Origin of the sequence: Streptomyces sp. NBC_00667 (assembly GCF_036226825.1) — a bacterium.
GTDB lineage: Bacteria > Actinomycetota > Actinomycetes > Streptomycetales > Streptomycetaceae > Streptomyces.
Map to the genome: position 1 here is coordinate 361,889 of NZ_CP109023.1, position 18,458 is coordinate 380,346.

Consider the following 18,458-nt stretch of genomic DNA (forward strand, 5'->3'; position numbering starts at 1 on the left):
CCCCGCCGTCGCCTTACATCCCCGGCCCACCCCGATCAGAACCCGCCCCAAACCCCCCTGCCGCCCCCGACCATGTCGCTCCCCCCACCGACCCGACCGGCCCCGTCACCGGTGTACAGCTTCATGTTGTTGTTGGCGTCGATGCCGGCGATGTCCCGCTTGCCGTCGCCGTTGAAGTCGGCGGCCAGCAGGGACCGGAAGCCCTTCCACAGGCCGGTGCTGCCGAGCATGTCGCTGCCGCCGCCGACGGTGCCCGCGCCGTCGCCGGTGTACAGCTTGAGGTTGTCGTTGGCGTCGATTCCCGCGATGTCGCTCTTGCCATCGCCGTTGAAGTCGCCCGACGTGATGGCCTTGAAGCCCCTCCAGAGGCCGGTGCTGCCGAGCATGTCGCTGCCGCCGCCCACCGCGCCCGAGCCGTCACCCGTGTAGAGCTTCATGTTGCTGCCCGCGTCGATGCCGGCGATGTCCTGCTTGCCGTCGCCGTTGAAGTCGGCGGCGGTGATGGCCTTGAAGTTCTTCCAGAGGCCGGTGCTGCCGAGCATGTTGCTTCCGCCACCGAGGTGACCGGCGCCGTCGCCGGTGTAGAGCTTGAGGTTGTCGTTGGCGTCGATCCCGGCGATGTCCTGCTTGCCGTCGCCGTTGAAGTCACCGGCGGTGATCGCCTTGAAGCCCCTCCACAGCCCGGTGCTGCCGAGCATGTCGCTGCCGCCGGAGACCGTGCCCGCGCCGTCACCCGTGTACAGCTTCATGTTGCTGTTCGCGTCGATGCCTGCGATGTCCTGCTTGCCGTCACCGTTGAAATCGCCGCCCACGGTCCGCGCCATGACCGGCGCCGGAGCGGGAGGCGGGCAGTTGGCGAGCGGCGTCGGGAAGGTCCCGGCCTGATCCGCGGAGAGCGGCAGGTTGTAGAAGGCCAACAGGCCGATGCCGTTGCTGTTCGTGATCCAGGGGCCGGCTCCGTCGTGGCCGACGTAGCCGACGCCCGTGGCCCCGGTAGCCGGGCCCGTCAGACGCAGGTGGATGAACCCGGGCCTGACGGACATCGACGCCACCGACACCGGGCTTCCGTTGACGACGAAGTCGCTCACGGGGCCGCACCCGGCGACCAGCGCGTCACCGGCAGTGCGCAGGGCGATGGTGATCTCGGTGTGGTCGGCCTTGGAGAACCACGCCCGCTGCGGGTCGGGAGCGGTGCTCGCCGCGGCGCTGCCGCCGTAGTAGTCGCGGGCCATGGAGAGGAAGTCGCGGTCGGCGAGATCGCGGTACCCGCCGGCGTAGTAGTAGTGGCAGTTGTCGGGACCCTGCCCGTCGATGCCGGTGGTGGACAGGACGGTGACGCCCGGGAGGGAGGCGTACCGCCGCTGCGCCTCGCGCTCCTCGTACGAGTTCTGCGGTGCGCCGGCGGCGTCGAGACAGCCGTTGCGGATCTGGTGGGCGTAGACGTGCTCCACGCCCGGGTAGTCGGTCCTCCAGTCGTCCAGGAGGGAGGCGAAACCCGAGGTCTGGCTCGCGACGTCGTTGTTGTCGGACTCCCCCTGGTACCAGAAGATGCCGCGGACCTGACCCTGTACCCCCGCCCGCTGGGCCCGCCCGAGCAGGCGTCCGTAGTTCGTCCCGGGGTCTGCGGGGCTCGCGTCGTTGCGCTGGAAGAAGGTGACGGGTCGGCCTTCGTGACCGCCCTGCAAGAGGGCGACGGGGATGCCGTACGTGTTCACCTCCTGGCGGCCCAGGCGGAGCGCGTACTGACCGACCGCTCCCGACACCTGGTACGAGTCGCCGTCCGCGACCTGCCAGGTGTCGTCCTGGCCGGCGGTCGTGGGATCGGCCGTGGACGATCCGAACGTGCGCACCCAGGGCGACCGGTCCGCGCCGCTGGAGTTGGACGTGTCGGACGGGTTGCCGGGATTCGACGGGAAGTGCTGGCGGGCGGCGGCATTCGATTGCCCGCTCACGATGAACACGTCGCCCGCCACGATGTCGCTCCACGTCCCCTGGAGCGTGGCGGAGGAACCGGAGACGGAGTAGAGACGGAAGGAGTAGCTGTTCAGCCCCGCCTGGATCCGGGGCGCGAAGGTGAACCCCGATCCTGCCCCCTGCACCGGGACACTGCTGCTCGACAGGGCCTGCCCGTCCCGGGCGATGTCCAGCCGCATCGAGGTGGCACCGGCCTGTACGACACTGCCGGCGATGGTGACGACGGCGTTGTTCGTGGCCGGGTCGCGAGGGAAGAGCTGGTGCTCGCGGGGAGCTTTGGCGAGCTGGACTCCGCTCCCGACCAGGTCGGCTTGCGCGGCTGAGCCGTCCGAGGGCCGCATCGCCGCCGCTGTGGCGAACCCGCCGGAGGCGAGGGCGGCGGAGATGGCGAGGGACAGCGCGAGTGTGCCTCGGGCCAGTGCGCGGCCGCTGGGCTTCTTCCGCATGACGGACACCTTGCTGAGGGGAGGGGAGGGGACGGGAGGAGGGACGCGGCCGGGCTCTAGAAACCGGCCCACGCGCCATTGGTCTGCATCATGTTGATGCCGCCGCTGACATGGCCGGCACCGTCGCCGGCGTAAACCATCATGTTGTTGTTGGCGTCGATGCCGGCGATGTCCACCTTGCCGTGCAGGCCGAAGTTGCCCGCCACCAGGGACCGGAAGCCCTTCCAGAGGCCGGTGCTGCCGAGCATGTCGGTGCCGCCGCCGACGGCGCCCGTGCCGTCGCCGGTGTAGAGCTTGAGGTTGTCGTTGGCGTCGATGCCTGCGATGTCCTGCTTGCCGTCCGAGTTGAAGTCGCCGGCGGTGATGGCCTTGAAGCCCTTCCACAGGCCGGTGCTGCCGAGCATGTTGCTTCCGCCGCCGAGGTGACCGGCGCCGTCGCCCGTGTAGAGCTTGAGGTTGTCGTTGGCGTCGATGCCCGCGATGTCCTGCTTGCCGTCCGAGTTGAAGTCACCGGCGGTGATGGCCTTGAAGCCCTTCCACAGGCCCGTGCTGCCGAGCATGTCGCTGCCGCCACCAAGGTGACCGGCACCGTCACCCGTGTACAGCTTGAGGTTGTCATAGGCATCGATGCCGGCGATGTCCCGCTTGCCGTCGCCGTTGAAGTCACCGGCCGCGATCGCCTTGAAGCCCTTCCACAGGCCATTGCTGCCCAGCATGTCGCTGCCGTTGTCGCCCACGATGGCCGGTCCGTCGGTCATGTACAGCTTCATGTTGTTGTTGGCGTCGATGCCGGCGATCTCCATCGTGGGGCCGTTGAAGGCACCGGCCACCACCCGCGCCATGGCCGGCGCCGGAGCGGGCGTCGGGTCGGTCGGGTAGGGGACGGCGTGGTCGCTGCCCAGACCCGCCTGCGGACCGCAGCTGGGCCAGGCCCCCTGGCCCTGGGCCGCGAGGACCTTCTCGCCTATGAGGATCTGCTGCTGCTTGGTGGCCAGGTCGGCCCGAGAAGCGTAGGCCCCGCCGCCGAACGCGCTCCAGGTCGAAGCGGAGAACTGCAAGCCGCCGTAGTAGCCGTTCCCGGTGTTGATGCTCCAGTTACCGCTGCTCTCGCAGTTCGCCACCTTGTCCCAGGTGCTCACCGACGCGGCGCCGGCGGTGGTGACGTTCAGGCAGACTGCGGAGGCGGAGACCAGACCGACGAGGGTGGCCGACAGGATGCGCTTGCGGATCATCGTATGTGCTCGTTTCTGAAACGGAAGGACTCGGGACGGGGGCAGTTCGAGGACGGGGCAGGGGGAGGGCATGGCCGGGCCGGTGCCCGGACCTCGATGAGGTCCGGGCACCACTTGCGGGGAGAGGTACCGGCTCTTAGAAGCCGGACCAGAGGCCGTTGCTGCCGAGCATGTTGGTGCCGCCGCTGACGGTGCCCGCGCCGTTGCCGACGTACAGCTTCATGTTGTTGTTGGCGTCGATGCCGGCGATGTCCTGCTTGCCGTCCGCGTTGAAGTCAGCGGCCAGCAGGGACCGGAAGCCCTTCCAGAGGCCGGTGCTGCCGAGCATGTTGCTTCCGCCGCCGACCGCGCCTGCGCCGTCGCCGGTGTAGAGCTTGAGGTTGTCGTTGGCGTCGATGCCTGCGATGTCCTGCTTGCCGTCCGAGTTGAAGTCGGCGGCGGTGATGGCCTTGAAGCCCTTCCACAGGCCGGTGCTGCCGAGCATGTTGCTTCCGCCGCCGACCGCGCCTGCGCCGTCGCCGGTGTAGAGCTTGAGGTTGTCGTTGGCGTCGATGCCGGCGATGTCCTGCTTGCCGTCGCCGTTGAAGTCGGCGGCGGTGATGGCCTTGAAGCCCTTCCACAGGCCCGTGCTGCCGAGCATGTTGCTTCCGCCACCGAGGTGACCGGCACCGTCGCCGGTGTACAGCTTGAGGTTGTCGTTGGCGTCGATGCCGGCGATGTCCTGCTTGCCGTCGCCGTTGAAGTCACCGGCCGCGATCGCCTTGAAGCCCTTCCACAGGCCGTTGCTGCCGAGCATGTCGCTGCCGCCGGAGACCGTGCCCGCGCCGTCACCCGTGTACAGCTTCATGTTGCTGCCCGCGTCGATGCCTGCGATGTCCTGCTTGCCGTCACCGTTGAAATCGCCGCCCACGGTGCGCGCCATGACCGGCGCCGGAGCCGCGTCGTCGACGATGTTGTCGTAGCGCAGCGCGTCGTAGTAGCTGGTCGGCCAGCCCTCCAACGACGAGCTGTTGATGTTCGCCGAGGTCGGGCCGTGCGTCGGGTTGTTCGGGTTGCTCTCGGCGTAGTAGGTGAAGGCACCCGTGGACTGGTTGGTCCAGCCGGCGAAGAGGAAGGTGTGCGCGTCGGTGTAGTCCATCGCGTCACCCGGCTTGAGCTGCGAAAAGCTGATCTTGGTGGACACGTCGGGCAGGGTCCACGTGGTCAGACTGGAGCTCAGGTGCCAGGCCATGGACACGTACCCGGAGCAGTCCTCCCGGTACGAGCCGTTGGAGTCCGAGTGGTAGGCGCCCTGGTTGTACGGCACACCCTGATCGACCCAGCTCTGGGCGCGGGCTATGACCTCGCCCCGGGTGATCGTGCCACCCACGGAGGATGCGGCCTGGGCCGGAGCGGCGAGCGTCACGGCGGCGCCGGCGGCGGCGAGCACGGTCAGGGACGCGAGGGAGGCGAGAGCGCGCTTGGAACGGGGCATGGTGATTTCTCCTTGCGAGGGTGAGGCGTGGAAGTCGAGGCGCTGGACGGGGGCGTCGGGGCTCAGCGAGTGAGGGCGAGGCTTCCGGCGAGCGTGGTCAGGAGGGCGGCGTCGGAGGCGGGCGTGGCGGAGTTGCCCTGTCCGGCCGAGGCGAGGTCGCTGTACTGGAGGACGGTGAGTACCGCGCCGTCCTGGGCCAGGTAGACGTGGTGGGCCTGGGTGCCGGGCGCCGACATGCCGGGCACTGCGGTCCACTGGTACAGCCAGGCGCCGGCCGCCGGACGGGTCGCGGTACGGGCGGACGTGGCGTCAGGGGCGAGACCCTGCTTGGTCTGTGCATCCCGCAGGGTGGCCTGGCAGCCGTCGAGCTGGGAATCGAGCGCCTGGCGGGCATGCTCGGCGGCCGCCGGGGTGGCGAAGGTGAAGGTGTCCTGGATGGCGGGGGTCTTCGCGGTGCTCGCCCAGCCCTGCTGCTGCCAGCCGGTCGCTCCCTGGACGGCGGCGCATTCGTTGAGGCTGCTGCTGGGGGCGACCGTGCGGTTCTTCGGTGCGCCGATCGGCTTCCACGCTGCCTTGGCCTGGTTGGGCAGTTCCTGGACGGTGAGCGGCGCGGGCGCCTTGCCCGACGCCGGCGGGGCCGCCTTGGGCTTCGCAGCTGCGGGGGGCGGCGTCATGGGGGCGGCGGGGGTGGCGGCCGCTGCCCCGGCAGCCGTCGCAGACGCGGTCGGCGTGCCTGCGGCCGGCGTACCGGCGGTCGGTGTACCGGCGGCCGGGGCGGCCACAGCCGGTGCGGTGGTACGCGGGGAGGCCGCCTGCTGGTCGTCGGCGGCGAACGCACTGGTGAACTGGGCGGTGGCCAGGGCAGCGCCGGCGAGTACGGGAACCGCGGCGATCAGCAGGATACGGCGGAGATTAGGCGTGGACATGACAGGGTGGGTCCTTCGGTACGGTGCGGGCACGACGGCGGCCGGTTGATCGGCGGGTTGATCTCAACGACCGGAAGTGACAGCTGCCCTGCAGGCGCAGCGGTCGTACCGCCGGACGCGGCGGATGCCGGCGTGGTGGGTGTTCCCCGTCGGCGATCACTAGCTTCGTCGCAGCTCAAGCCGGGTGGAAGGCCTCACGGCTGGACGGAACCGGCCCCGGACCGTTCCGTCCACTGACGCCGGAACGAGCGCACCGGCAGGAGGTCGCGTCCGAGCGCGCCCCGGTCTTCTGGTGCAGCCGGACGTGGCCGGAGGCCGCGGGGGCAGCTCGGCGCAGGGGTCGACGAACAAGCAAGCGAGCGTGCCGCCCCGAACGTCGTTCGGGGCGGCACGCTCGCTCTGAGAGTGTCGATATCGGCGGATGAAGTGACGACCAGGCCGGTCTGGACAGGGACGGCCGGCCGTCACCCCGCCACTTGCGCCGGTGGGTTTCGCACGGCGTCAGCTCATCAGCAGCAGCCGCGTGTTCGGCACCAGCTTCCGGTTCACGCTGGTGCTCTGCACGAAGATGGTGAAGTCGTCGTTGTGGTCGGGCTTGACCCGCACTTCCGCGTCCGGCAGGCCGAGCAGGGCACGGGCCTGGGGGCCCGTGTACACCCGGTCCGTCTTCTTCTCCAGCACCGCGATCTGCTTTCGTGCCTGTACTTTCTCCGACTTGCTGAGCTGATAGAAAGCACAACCGGTCCGGTAAGTGTGGCCGCTTTCCACGATCCATTCCCGTATCACCGCTTCGCGGGCCACCGGAACGAGCTGGTATCCGGCCGGGTCCACCGGGGTGAGACCGGCTGCCTTGATGGTGTCCTTGTTGACGGTTTCCGCGCCCGTGGAGAATACCGCCCGAGATCCGCGGATTCCCCGGGTGCGGCCGACCATGAACTTCTCGGTCGCCTGCTGGATCACCTGTCCGGCTTCTTCCAGGCCCTGTGTGCTGGTGGCGTCCCAAATGGCGATGTTGTTCTTGGGGAAACCGCACTGCATGGCCTCGCGCTTGCCCATCTGGTCCGGCACGAGGACGGCCAGGGTCCAGTTGTCCTGCTGCGTCTCGACCAACTCCGCCACCGCCCGCGTGAGCTCACGCGGATCCCGGGAAGGGGCCTGCGGGCAGCGATGACTGGCGTTCTCCTGGCCGTCGGTCAGGACGAACGTCAGGAAGCTGTGGTCGCCGTAGATCTGCGCCGTCTGCGCCAGCTCCCGCTGCGACTTCAGTGTGGCCGCCAGCAGAGCGGTCATTCCGCCGACACGGTACAACTGCTTGAGGGACGGCATGCGCAGCACGTCCTTGTCGTAGATGACGCACTCCACCTTGTCCGCGAAGACGTACACCGTGACACGGGTTTCCTGGTCCAGTTCCTTCGACCGGCGAGCCAGATACGCGATCTGCTGGTCCGCGACATCGATGACCTTGCGGCTCAGGTGCGACATGGACGAACTGGCATCCAACACAAGAGCAACGTGATTGATGTAATTCTGACTTCCGGACATGACGGCTCCCCCGATTCCCGTTCCCGACTGGATGCTCCTACCTTCTCACCCACCACTGACAATCGATCTTGCCGTCACCGAGGGGCTCGGACGCACGCGAGGGTGGGCTGGTGAACAGCCGCGGGCCGAGCACGTCATGGGCGGGGAGACCCGGGCCGGTCGCCGCGGAAGCCTCCCTCGCCCCTGCGGACGACGACCACGGCGGAGAGCGCGGAGGTGGCCAGGAGGCACGCGGTCATGACCAGGCCCACGCCGATGACGAAGAGTCCGCTGGAGTCGTCCGACCAGTCGTAGAAGGCGGCGGTGGTCACACCGGCCGTGGTGCCGAACACCGCGCCCACGACGTGTCGCCGGGAAGCAGCCCAGTACACCGGTACCAGGAGGGTCAGCACCAGCCCGACCACCTGCCATGCCTCGTACGGACCCGCGACCGAACCGTCGGGATGCACGTCACGGTGCTGGTCCCAGCCCAGCCAGGCGGCCCACGACGCGGCCGCGACGAGGAACAGCATCAGAAAGGGAGCGGGGTTCAGCGGATTCGGGCGCATGGCGCAAGGGTCCCCGGCCGCCCGGCAGCAGAGCAGAGCGCATGTACTCACCTCCGCCTGAGTAGCCCGGAACCCCACGTCCCCCTCAGCCCTTCAACCCCGCAACCCCTCAGCCCTGCACCGCCGGTGTCGCGTCCGGTGCCGGATTCGCGGCCAGCCACGCTCCGTAGGCCCGCACACTGCCCCGGTTGCGCAGCGTGTCCAGGGCGAGGACGAACGACGAGGGGAGCCTCGGCAGGGGCACGCCGCCCCTCACGACGCGGCTCATGTGGGCCCGCACGATGGCCAGGACCGCAGCGCTGGCGAGGTCCTGGTCCTTCCAGCCGAGCCGGGGCGGCGGGACGTGCGCGTCCTCGCCCGCCTGCCACCGGGCCGGCAGGTCGGGGCACAGGGCCAGGGCAGTGGCCACGCCGGCCACGGCGAACCCCCGCTCCAGGACCCGCTCGGCAGTCGTACGGCGGCAGATCCCTCCCGTCAGCATCAGCGGAACGGAGGCTGCTTCGACGAGCCGTTCGGCAAGCGAGAGGAAGTACGCCTCCCTGTCGAGCAGGGTCTCGTCGGCGGTACGGCCCATGGTCGCCGCGCTCTCGACGGTGCCGCCGGAGAGTTCCACGAGGTCCACGCCGAGGCCGTCCATGAACCCCAGGACCCGCGCCACTTCGTCCGTGTCGAAGCCACCGCGCTGGAAGTCGGCCGTGTTGATCTTGACGCCGACGGCGAAGTGCTCGGACACCTGGGCGCGGACGGCCTTCACGGTCTCCATGAGGAGTCTGGCCCGGTTCTCCAGACTGCCGCCCCAACGGTCGCTGCGCCGGTTGGCCAGCGGGGACAGGAACTGGCTCAGGAGGTAGCCGTGGGCGGCGTGTATCTGGACGCCGTGGAAGCCGGCCTCCTCGGCGAGACGGGCGGTGGTGGCGAAGCGTGCGACGGTGGCCGCGATGTCGCTCTCGTCCATCGCCGTGGGGCGGGCGAAGGCGGAGGTGTGCTTGCCCAGGCTGACGCCTATGTCGGAGGGCGCCCAGGCGACGCCGGGCAGGTCGGAGCGGACCTGGCGCCCGGGGTGGTTGATCTGCATCCAGACGTGCCCGCCGGCCGATCCGGCGGCCGCGGCCCAGCGGCGGAACGGTTCGAGGGGTGTCCCGGCGTCGAGCACGATGGTTCTCGGTGAGGTCAGGGCGCGTCTGTCGACCATGACGTTGCCCGTGATGATGAGGCCGCTCCCGCCGCGGGCCCAGCGGCGGTAGAGCTCCTCGATCTTCCGCCCCGGCAGCTGTCCGGGCTGGTGCGCCAGGCTCTCTTCCATGGCGGCCTTCGCCACCCGGTTCGGCAGCCAGGATCCGTTGGGCAGTTCAAGAGGTGTGAAGAGGTGCATGGGAGTTCCTCCTGGATCTCGTCCCTGACGACTCGCGGTCGGTTTCGGTGGTCCTGTCGCCTGTGCGGGGGCGATGTCATCGGTGGTGCGGTGAGCAGCGCAGACGAGAACAGTGCAGACGTGAGCAGCGGAGACGTGAGCGGGGAAACGGTTCGTCAGAGGCCCTACGGCCCCACTGGGTCCGGCCTCCCGGAAGCCGACGGAGGAAAGGTTTCTGCTCGCGACGCTGCGGGCTTCACGTACGGCACCCCACGCGCGCGGCCCAGCGCCGGATCGCCTGGACCCGCGGGGAGCGGGCCAGTGCGTCGGACATCCTGACGAGGTCTTCGGGGTCCTCGGTGGAGGTGAGCATCCACCTGTCCTCCGGGTCGACCGCCGGCCGCGCGGTCGCCTTGGCGATGACGGCTCCGGCGATCACCGAGGCGTCGGCCTCGCCGCGCGCCCTGCGGCGTTCGGCGTGTTCGGCCAGGGCCTCCTCGTAGACCTTCTTGCCGGTCGACGCGTCGAAGTAGGGGCCGAGCCGCAGCACGGCGTCGTGGATGTCCCGCTCCCGCTGCATCAGGCGCAGGTCCAGCGACCGCCACCAGCTCATCGGCTTCGGGCACGTGCGGGGGATCTCCGTCCGGATCTCCAGCCAGAGCGGCTTGAGCCGCTGGAACTGCTGGAACGTCCCCCAACGGGAACTGGCCCCCTGTCCGATCGGAGGAATGAGGAATCCGGCGGCGACCAGCAGGGCGGAGACGCCGGCCAGGGAGAACGCGGCATGGGTGCTCAGCCAGTCGAGGTTGCCGCCCGCCCACCGCGCCATGATGGCCGTGTACTTCAGCAGGTCGTAGAGGAACGCGGAGGAAGAACCGGCGGCGATGGTGAGCAGCCCGAGACGCAGGCTGCCGGGTACTTGGCGTGACCACCGCCAGCACAGCACCGTCATGGTGACTGCCGCGACCGTGTGCGCGGCGAGGTAGAGCACGATCATCTCGCGGATGAAGGGCGTGTTGGCGTAGTACGTGTCCAGGTCGCGCAGCCGCTCCACGGGTGCGTCGCCCAGGGCGAAGAGGAGCACGATCGCCGCCATCACCGCCAGGTAGGCGGTCAGGCACAGCCGGGTCTGCCGCCGGGTGCGCGCCTCGTCCTCGTTCCCCCGCCAGTGGATCAGCAGGACGATGTTGATGGCGTCGAACGCCGTGAGGATGCAGTACACGATCGGCGCTGCGATGTTGGGTGTGCCGAACCAACTGTTGATCTTCGCCAGGTGCGGCGGGGCCGCGGTGACGAACAGGAGCGCCCCGATGAACAGCGTCCCGCACACGGCGCGGAGGATCGGGTCCTTGGGGTTCTTCCGCAAGGCCCAGAGCTTGATGATCGTGACGACCACGAGCACGCCGGCCGAGCCGAGGAACGCGGTGCCCGCGCTCACCGGCGGCCACCGCGCACGCAGTGACGGAAAGCGGGGACGCGTGGCGCGGGGGTGTGGATCTCCCTGACCTGAGCACCGGGGGGAGGAGTGTGCATGATCAGTTGCTCTCCGAGTGGGCGGCGTCGACCAGGAGGTCCGTCGGGTGGATCCTGGAGAAGTGGCGGCTGAGCTCCGCGAGCCCGTTCGTTCCGGAGATCCGTATGGGGAGCGGGCCAGGCCCAGGGGCGTTCCCGTTGTCGTCCGCCGGGGGGCGCTGGGGCTCCGGTGCGCGCGCAGGCGCAGAGGCGGGCGCAAGCGCACGGGCGGGCGCCCCGGCGACCCGTGCAGGGGCGGGCGTACCGGCGACCCGTGCAGGGGCGGGCGCCCCGGCAGCCGGAGTGCACGCGAGAGCTGCCCTGATCGTGGCGGCCTCTGCCACGATCAGGGCAGCCTCCACTTCGAGGCCCCGCGCCGTCGCATAGCGCTCGGCAGCCGCACGATGCCTGGCGTCGAGGTGGGGCGCCAGGTTAAGCAGGCGGTCCGCGATCTCCGTGGCCCTGAGGGTGGCCCTCATCTCCAGGGACGAGGTCCTGGCGATCCGCATGGGAGCGCCGTCGCCGACCCAGGGTTCCAGAGCGCTCCACAGCGGCTCCATGAGGCGGTAGGCGCGCCACGCGTCCCACATCGATTCCAGTCGCGGCCCGACGACCGGGATCAGGAATCCGACGGTGGTCATGAAGGCGCCCAAACCGGCGAGCGGAGGGGCGATGTCGGTGCTGAGCACGTCCAACGCGTCGGTACCGGCCCAGCGGGCCCCCACGGCCGTGAACTTGAGCAGGGCGAAGGACAGGCCGAGGCCGAAGGCCGTCACCAGGGTGAGCAGGCCCCACCGGGTCCAGCTTGCCTTCGCCGCCCGGAGTTCGGCCGACCAGCGCCAGCACTTCGTCATCACGACCGTGGCGGTGGCCGCGTGAGCGGTCAGGTACAACACGATCATCTGGCCGATGAAGGGGGTGGTCGCGTAGTAGGTGTCGAGGTCGCGAGGCCGCTCCGCGGGTACGTCGCTGAGCGCGAACAGGACGCAGAAGGTCGAGATCACGCAGGCGGTGGCGGCGATCCACATCCTGGTCTGCCGGCGGACGCTCGCCTCGGGCCCCCCGCGCCAGTGCAGGAGCAGCACCATCGAAGCGCAGGACAGGCACGACAGGAAGCAGTAGACGATCAGGGCCGAGACGTTCGAGACGCCCGTCAGCCGGTTGACGCGTTCGACGCTCGGCGGAGCCGCGAAGGCGAACCCCCCGGCTGAGGCGGCGATGATGACGAAGATCGCCTGGGACATCGGCGAACGTCTGCTGTGCCACAGCGAGGGAAGCTTCACCACGAGCGCGACGGCCAGCGCGAACGCGGGTATGTAGTAGTCCGACCCCTCCATGCTCAAAAGCCCCGGCCCATGCTGGACTGGATGCGCCCGGCCAGACCTGTGTTCGGAAGGGAGGCGGCGCCCGGTTCGAGGATCTCCCGGCAGCTGCTGCCCAGGAGCAGCCCGAACGCCTCGGCGTCGTTCTCCTCCTTGGTGTGGAAATGGGTGCGCGCGGCGAGGGCGAGGATGTCGGCGTGCTCCAGTTCGCCCCCCAGGGAGCGGGCGGCCGCGGACACCGCGTCGGGCTGTGCGCCGTGGGTCAGGCACTTGCCCATCAGGGCGTGCCACATCTCGTGCGCGAAGATCACCAGCTGGTGAAGGGTGGTCGTGTGGCGCTCGACGACGATGACCATCCGGTCGTCGAAGGTCAGCGTCAGCCCGCTGGCGGTGTCCTCGGGGAACTCACGGAAGAGGAGCTGCACCGGCCGGTACGCTCCGTCCCCGCGGTCCTCGTTGAACCGTCGCTCCAGGAATTGCCTGAGTGCCTCGAAGAGTTCGTCGGGATCCGACGGGATCGGGCGGCCGAGGTTCGCGAGAATCTCGTTCCGCAGCCTGATCATCTTCCTCTTGCCCATGTGGTACGTCCCCATTTATACGGTTTTGACCTAGGAGTGCTTCGCGCCCGCAGAGACTCGCCCCGCGTCGTCTGCGCAGGAGTGGTTCCCGGAGTCCGCTCTTCTGTGGGAAGCCCGCCCGGCGGGGCTCTCCTCCCGCGCGATCCCGTCGACGAAGAGCATCAACGCCCGCTCCACGGGCGGCTCCAGGACCACGTCACCCAGCCGGTGCTGGATCTCCAGGGCGTAGCGGTTCCTGACGGCCGCGCGCGGGTTCCCGATGAGGGCGCTCAGCTGGGGGAGGACCTCGCTCTGCAGCACCCGGTTCAGCGCCTCCGCCGGTTCGTCGGTGAAGAAGTTGACCGGCACGTTGAAGAACCGCGCGATCCGCCCGGCGTGCTTGAGGTTCGGCGAACTCTGCTTGCGCTGGCTGAGCAGGGTGTTGAGCCACTGCGGCGTCATGCCGATCCCGGCGGCGATCTCCGGCGCCGTGTACGGGCGCTCCCGGACGGCGCCCCCGGGTCCTTCTTCCCGGCACAGCCGCGTGTCCATCAGGAACTGGATCCGGCGCGCCACCTCCTGGTGGTCGACCTCCGCGGCCTCCAGCTCCCCGCCGTCCAGGAGCCTGCGGATGTCGGCCTCCGGCAGCGAGGTGTGGAAGGACAGTCTCTTGAGGTCGAACAGGCTCCCCCGGTCAAGTCCCGTTCTGTGCACAAGGGTGTCGATGGTCGTGGCGAGGTCCTGGTACCCGTCGCTCATTGACCCTCCAATCAGGACACGGAGGGAGGACAAGGACATGGTCAGGGTGGGCTCCTGACCTGCCGATCACTAGACCACGGAAACGGTGGTCGAGGCAACGAAACGATCGTTTCACGGACGAGCGCGCGGGCGCGCGGGCGGGCGGGCGGGCGGGCGCCGGCTGGTCGGCGCGCGGCCGGCCGGAAGGGACGGCCTACGTACCGGGATCGGCGGCGGCCGCCCCGGCCGACCGCAGGGGCGGCCGGTCCAGGACGTCCTGCTCCCTCCGCGTCAGCTCCGGCCCGTCGAGCGGGGGCATGCGAGAGCCGCGCGCGGCGGCCAGGAGGACGTCGGGGAGCCCCAGGATGTGGGCCGGTCTGCGCATCGTCATGACGTCGGTGAGTCTCCTGACGACCAGGGCGTTGCCGACGGCCGTCTGGCTGAGGCGGTGGATGTAGCGGGCTCCCAGACGGTCCACCAGCGACGGCTTCCTGCCCACCGCGCCGGGGTAGAACCGGTCCTGAGCGACCGCCAGCATCCAGGCCGCCGCCGCCGGCCGGGCGATCGCGCGCTGGGCCTTCGACGCGAATCCCGGCGAGAGCACCGACGTGCGCCGCGTCGTGTCCCGCAGCGCGACCGCACCGCGGGCCGCCGCGGACATGCCGTGACCGTAGACGGGATTGAGGCTGGTGGCCGCGTCCCCCATGACGAGGAAACCCTCGGGCAGAGCCGCCTGCTCGAAATGGCGCCTCCTGTTCGCGGTACGGGTGAACACGGAGACCTCGCTCACCGGTTCGGCGCGCGCGAGGAGTTCGGCCACCAGCGGATGACGGACGCGACGGGCGAACTCCTCGAACAGGTCCTCACCCGCCGAGGGCTCGGCCCCGCGGGTACCCGAGAGACTGACGTGCCACTGGCCGTCCTCGATGGAGATGATCGTGGCGAAGAGCCCGGGCCGGTCCTCGCGGGGATCGGCGGGGATGTGGATCACCGGCCAGCCGGTCTCGGCCCCCTCGGGCGCCCGGTACTTGCGGCTCGCGTAGCGGACTCCCGCATCGACGACGGTCTCCCGCACCTCGGGTCCGCCTATCTCCCGCAGCCATCGGGTGCTCCTCGAACCGCGGCCCGTCGCGTCGACGACGAGGTCCGCCGCGACGACCTGCCGCTCGTCCCGCGCGTCACGGACCACCACGCCCACCACCCGGGCCGCGTCCCCTTGCAGACCGCAGACCTTGACGCCGGTCCGCACCCGGACGTTCGGCAACCGCAGGACGCGCCTGCGTACGGCCCAGTCGATGAGGTTCCGGCTGGCCCCGATCAGGTAGTGGGTATCGGGCCACGAGCGGCGGTACCAGCCCGCCGGCGAGAAGGACACCATGCCCTTGGGGATCGGGATCCGGTGGGCGCCGGCGGCGAGCCACTCGTCCGTCACCCCCGGAAGCAGCTCCTCCATGGCGTCGGCCCCGCCGGCCCACAGTATGTGCGCGTGGGCGGCCTGGGGGAGTCTGGGCCGCGGCGCGGGTGCCTCGGGAAGCACCGGGTCGTGCTCCAGGACGAGCACTTCGCCCACGTGGGGCGCGAGGGCCGCGGCAGCGAGGGTGCCGGCCAGACCACCACCGAGGACGACCACGCGGGCGGAGCACGAAGGGAGCGCTGTCATCGAGTGCTGCTTTCTCCAACGGCGGACTACCGGCACGAGCGGACGGCGTCCGGACGAGGCCTTGGGGACTGTTCGGCGAGATCAAGACCATAAGCGCGGTCCGCGCTCCGCCACGTACCGGTCCTGACCGGGCACTTTCGCAGACCACGCAGCCGCCCGCCAGAGGCAGTGGCACCGGCCGCACCAGCGCGGCGCCACGGCGCCGTTACGCAGCAACGCGCGTACTCCGACGAGGTCCATCGGACAGGTGTGTGATGGGATCACCCGTGACCGGACGAACGACGAACGACGAACGACGACCGGCGAACGAGCACGCACGCAAGGCGAAGGATGAGGTACACGGAACATGCGACGGACGATGGCCGGGATGACGGCGTGCGCGGCGGCGGTACTGCTGCTTTCCGGCTGCGGCAGCGACACCTCTGAGGCACCCAAGACCCCGAAGGCCCCCGCCAACGAGGGCAAGCCCGCCGCGTCCCCGACCGCCCAGCCGTCCGCGCCGCCGGCCAAGGCCGGCGGCGCGAAGCACGAGGTGACCCTGGAGGTCGGGGGCACGGGCTCGACCCTGGTCATGTACAGCGGCGTCGACAGCGGTTTCGAGCAGCAGACCCTGCCGTGGTCCAAGACGGGCACCGTCGAAGTCAGCGCCGTGGAGCGGAAGGTGGGCTACCTGGTCAACGTCGTCCCCGGCACGATCACCGGCCCGGACGGGAAGCTCCAGCAGGCCCCCTGTGTGATCAAGGTCGACGGCCAGAAGGTAGCCGAGAGCGACGGCGTCACGAACCAGAAGGGCTGCTCCTACAAGATCAAGTAACCGGCTTGCGGGCCGCCCCTCACCGGGCCGCGGCCCGCACCACCGCACCCGAAGCACGGACGGCGTGCCCGTACCGGCCGGGCAGCCGCCCCCAAGTGCCCCCGTCAGGTTTCCAGGTACCGGCCCGCAGATGCCCGGTCGTCATCCGCCCTGCCTTCGGGCGCGCGACTCCCGGTACCCGTGCCGCCTCCGGACCGCGTCGACCGTGGGTGACCAATCTGCGTCCATTCGGCGAACCACCAGGCACCAGTGATCACGGCCCCCCACACCAACCCGCTGAGCAGAGCCACCCGCCACGGCGTGTGCTCACCCCAACGTTCGACTCCCGTCAAAGCCACCCAACTGACCACGAGTACCACTGCCGTACGAAAACGCCGATGCCTGAACATGCGCCCCGCCTACCCCGAACCCGTCCTTCTACGGGCCTGACATCGCCCACCGTCGCCGAGCCGGCTCGTCCCGCCGGCGCACCTCCGCAACCGCCCCCGAGGCCCGGGCAGCTGTGGGCGTCAGCCGACTGTGACCAGGGCGTCGTACATGGGGGACGTGCCGCTGCTGACGTAGGCGCGGATGGCGGTGAGGTACTCGTCCCGGTCGATGCGCCCGTCGCCGTCGGTGTCCAGGGCGTCGAACGCCATGGCCGCGCTGTCGGCGTTGTTGCCGAGGACCTCGCGCAGCCGCGAGAACTCGGTCCGCTCCAGGGCGCCGTCACCGTCTGCGTCGGCGAGGTCGAAGAGCGATCCGAGTGCCTCTCGGCAGACGTCGTCGAAGGTCTTGGCACCCGCCCACGCCGCGTACTCGTCGAAGGTGACCTGCCCGTCGCCGTTCGCGTCCATGGAGGCGAAGACGCGCTCGTGCAGAGCGCGGGCGGACGCGACGAGCGGGTCGTTGCTGCTGCGGCCCAGTTCGGCCGCAGCCCGGTCCGGACGGGCGAGGTACTCCTGGCGGGAGATGACGCCGTCGCCGTCCGCGTCGAGCGTGCGGAAGACGTGCTCCCTGGCCGTCATGACGTCCATGAAACTGCCCTTCGAAGGTGTGGGTACTACAGGTCACCTCCACGGTGTCCTACCTGCGGCACCGCCAACCGACTACGGCGACCCCGTCACCCGTTCGCGCCAATTCCAGGGTCACGCGGTTCGCCGCCCGCTGTCCCTTCCGCCTCGCCGCCAGGCAGCGACCGTCCGAGCTCGCCTTCCAGACGCTGCCAGGCGGCGGGGGTGGCGCCGTCGGCCTGCGGGTGGCCGAGCACGTCGATGACGGCCTGTACGTAGTCGGTCATGGCGCCTCAGGAACGGGAGAAGGTGCGGGGCGCCCTCTCATCCAACGCCTCGTGCAACGACTGCTGCGCCACCGGATCGTGCGTACCCGTCAGCCGATCGACGGCGACTGTTCCACGTGTGATGATCAGGACATGCTGACAATCCGAAAGGCTCGTGCCGCGTAGACGGCCGAGTGTGCTGCGTATGCAGCAGTGGAGACCGCCGTGTCAGTTCGGCTGGGTGAGTCCCTGGTGGACGGATGCTCCCCGTCAGCCCATTCCCTGGCCGGCGCGCATCGATGTTCTCTCCCCGCGGACCACGTCTGCGATCCATCGAGTGGAGACCCGGCGCTGGGGCGAGAACGGGTTGTGGCCCGGAGCCACCGAGGCCGGCCTGCGTTCTTGTCGAAGGTTTCTCTCCGCCTCGGGTAGGTACCTGTATCTGCGCAGATCGCGGTGTACCTGTGAGGGATGCGAGCTGCAAGAGGACGTGGCAGTCGCCCGGGATCTCCTGGAAGCCGTGGTGGTGTGCCTGCCACCGGTGGCGCGCCGAGAACTGACGCTCCTGCTCACCGGACTCGACGAAGAACTGTGGCGCAGGACGCTCCCGGACGCGTACGCCCACCGGCAGGCGTGGCGCAGGGGCCGGTGGTGGCATTTCAGGATCTACGACGAGACCAGCCACCTCTGACCCAGTCGGCTGACCCCGCGTCAGCGGCCTCTCGGCCTGAAGGCGAAGCCGCAAGGCCGGGGGTGGGGGGCTCTGGTGCTTGCGGGTGGGCGGGCCCAGCGCGTACGGCTTCACAGCGCCGCGGCGAGTTCCCGCGACTTCGGCGTCCGATCACGGCTGCAGGGATCGCCTCCTTCCGATGGGTCAGTCAGCTCCGGAAGCGGCCGCGCGCCAGTGCAGAAGACGACGGCCAGCCCCTCGGTACGCTGGCCGTCGCAAGCTTCCCGCCGGTCCTGTGTTGAGTCTTCGCGCACAGGCTCCCGATGTGTCCGCCGGACAGTCCGCAACCGCCCCGCGTCCGGCCCCGGCCGCTCTGCCCCCGTTCACCCTCAGGAGGGGCCCGAGGCGAACCGACCGGAAGCGCAGGTGCCGCG

General features: G+C 69.9%; 16 protein-coding genes. 2 read left to right on the plus strand and 14 right to left on the minus strand.

Annotated features, from left to right (window positions below; all coding sequences use genetic code 11):
• Positions 1-35: 35 nt before the first annotated feature.
• The 12 genes from OHA81_RS34100 to OHA81_RS34155 form a co-directional block, all read right to left on the minus strand.
• On the minus strand, positions 36-2,420 hold the full coding sequence (locus OHA81_RS34100; RefSeq protein ID WP_329203236.1) for an FG-GAP-like repeat-containing protein: 2,385 nt from the start codon (positions 2,418-2,420) through the stop codon (positions 36-38).
• Between the two features lie 56 nt (positions 2,421-2,476).
• A complete protein-coding gene (locus OHA81_RS34105; RefSeq protein ID WP_329203238.1) occupies positions 2,477-3,652 on the minus strand; it encodes a transglycosylase family protein in 1,176 nt (391 codons plus the stop codon).
• 136 nt (positions 3,653-3,788) lie between these two features.
• A complete protein-coding gene (locus OHA81_RS34110; RefSeq protein WP_329203240.1) occupies positions 3,789-5,126 on the minus strand; it encodes an FG-GAP repeat domain-containing protein in 1,338 nt (445 codons plus the stop codon).
• A gap of 62 nt (positions 5,127-5,188) precedes the next feature.
• Entirely contained in the window at positions 5,189-6,052 is an 864-nt protein-coding gene (locus tag OHA81_RS34115) for a hypothetical protein (RefSeq protein WP_329203242.1), read from the minus strand.
• Positions 6,053-6,553: 501 nt separating this feature from the next.
• The gene (locus OHA81_RS34120) at positions 6,554-7,594 is read right to left on the minus strand and encodes a vWA domain-containing protein (RefSeq protein ID WP_329203244.1); all 1,041 of its coding nucleotides are present in this window, start codon (positions 7,592-7,594) and stop codon (positions 6,554-6,556) included.
• Between the two features lie 134 nt (positions 7,595-7,728).
• Positions 7,729-8,142 (minus strand): hypothetical protein, encoded by a 414-nt coding sequence (locus tag OHA81_RS34125; protein WP_329203246.1) that lies wholly within the window; start codon positions 8,140-8,142, stop codon positions 7,729-7,731.
• A 109-nt stretch (positions 8,143-8,251) separates the two neighbouring features.
• A complete protein-coding gene (locus tag OHA81_RS34130) occupies positions 8,252-9,514 on the minus strand; it encodes an NADH:flavin oxidoreductase/NADH oxidase family protein (RefSeq protein WP_329203248.1) in 1,263 nt (420 codons plus the stop codon).
• 235 nt (positions 9,515-9,749) lie between these two features.
• Positions 9,750-10,931, minus strand: coding sequence for an MAB_1171c family putative transporter (locus OHA81_RS34135; protein WP_329203251.1), 1,182 nt, complete (start codon positions 10,929-10,931; stop codon positions 9,750-9,752).
• A 97-nt stretch (positions 10,932-11,028) separates the two neighbouring features.
• A complete protein-coding gene (locus OHA81_RS34140; protein ID WP_329203253.1) occupies positions 11,029-12,342 on the minus strand; it encodes an MAB_1171c family putative transporter in 1,314 nt (437 codons plus the stop codon).
• Positions 12,343-12,344: 2 nt separating this feature from the next.
• The gene (locus OHA81_RS34145) at positions 12,345-12,920 is read right to left on the minus strand and encodes a toxin-antitoxin system, toxin component (RefSeq protein ID WP_329203255.1); all 576 of its coding nucleotides are present in this window, start codon (positions 12,918-12,920) and stop codon (positions 12,345-12,347) included.
• 15 nt (positions 12,921-12,935) lie between these two features.
• Positions 12,936-13,643 carry a hypothetical protein gene (locus tag OHA81_RS34150; protein ID WP_329203257.1) on the minus strand — a complete coding sequence of 236 codons (708 nt, stop codon included), beginning with the start codon at positions 13,641-13,643 and terminating at the stop codon, positions 12,936-12,938.
• A gap of 193 nt (positions 13,644-13,836) precedes the next feature.
• The gene (locus tag OHA81_RS34155) at positions 13,837-15,282 is read right to left on the minus strand and encodes an FAD-dependent oxidoreductase (protein WP_329203259.1); all 1,446 of its coding nucleotides are present in this window, start codon (positions 15,280-15,282) and stop codon (positions 13,837-13,839) included.
• A gap of 346 nt (positions 15,283-15,628) precedes the next feature.
• Between OHA81_RS34155 and OHA81_RS34160 the strand changes: the two genes are divergently transcribed.
• Positions 15,629-16,096, plus strand: coding sequence for a hypothetical protein (locus tag OHA81_RS34160; protein WP_329203261.1), 468 nt, complete (start codon positions 15,629-15,631; stop codon positions 16,094-16,096).
• A 509-nt stretch (positions 16,097-16,605) separates the two neighbouring features.
• Here the strand turns inward: OHA81_RS34160 and OHA81_RS34165 are convergent.
• Together OHA81_RS34165 and OHA81_RS34170 are read right to left on the minus strand one after the other, a co-directional pair.
• Positions 16,606-17,103, minus strand: a complete 498-nt coding sequence (locus tag OHA81_RS34165) for an EF-hand domain-containing protein (protein ID WP_329203263.1) — start codon at positions 17,101-17,103, stop codon at positions 16,606-16,608.
• 95 nt (positions 17,104-17,198) lie between these two features.
• Positions 17,199-17,375, minus strand: coding sequence for a hypothetical protein (locus OHA81_RS34170; RefSeq protein WP_329203265.1), 177 nt, complete (start codon positions 17,373-17,375; stop codon positions 17,199-17,201).
• A gap of 469 nt (positions 17,376-17,844) precedes the next feature.
• On the opposite strand from OHA81_RS34170, the gene OHA81_RS34175 reads away from it, so the two are divergent.
• The gene (locus OHA81_RS34175; RefSeq protein WP_329203267.1) at positions 17,845-18,045 is read left to right on the plus strand and encodes a hypothetical protein; all 201 of its coding nucleotides are present in this window, start codon (positions 17,845-17,847) and stop codon (positions 18,043-18,045) included.
• Positions 18,046-18,458 lie beyond the last annotated feature (413 nt).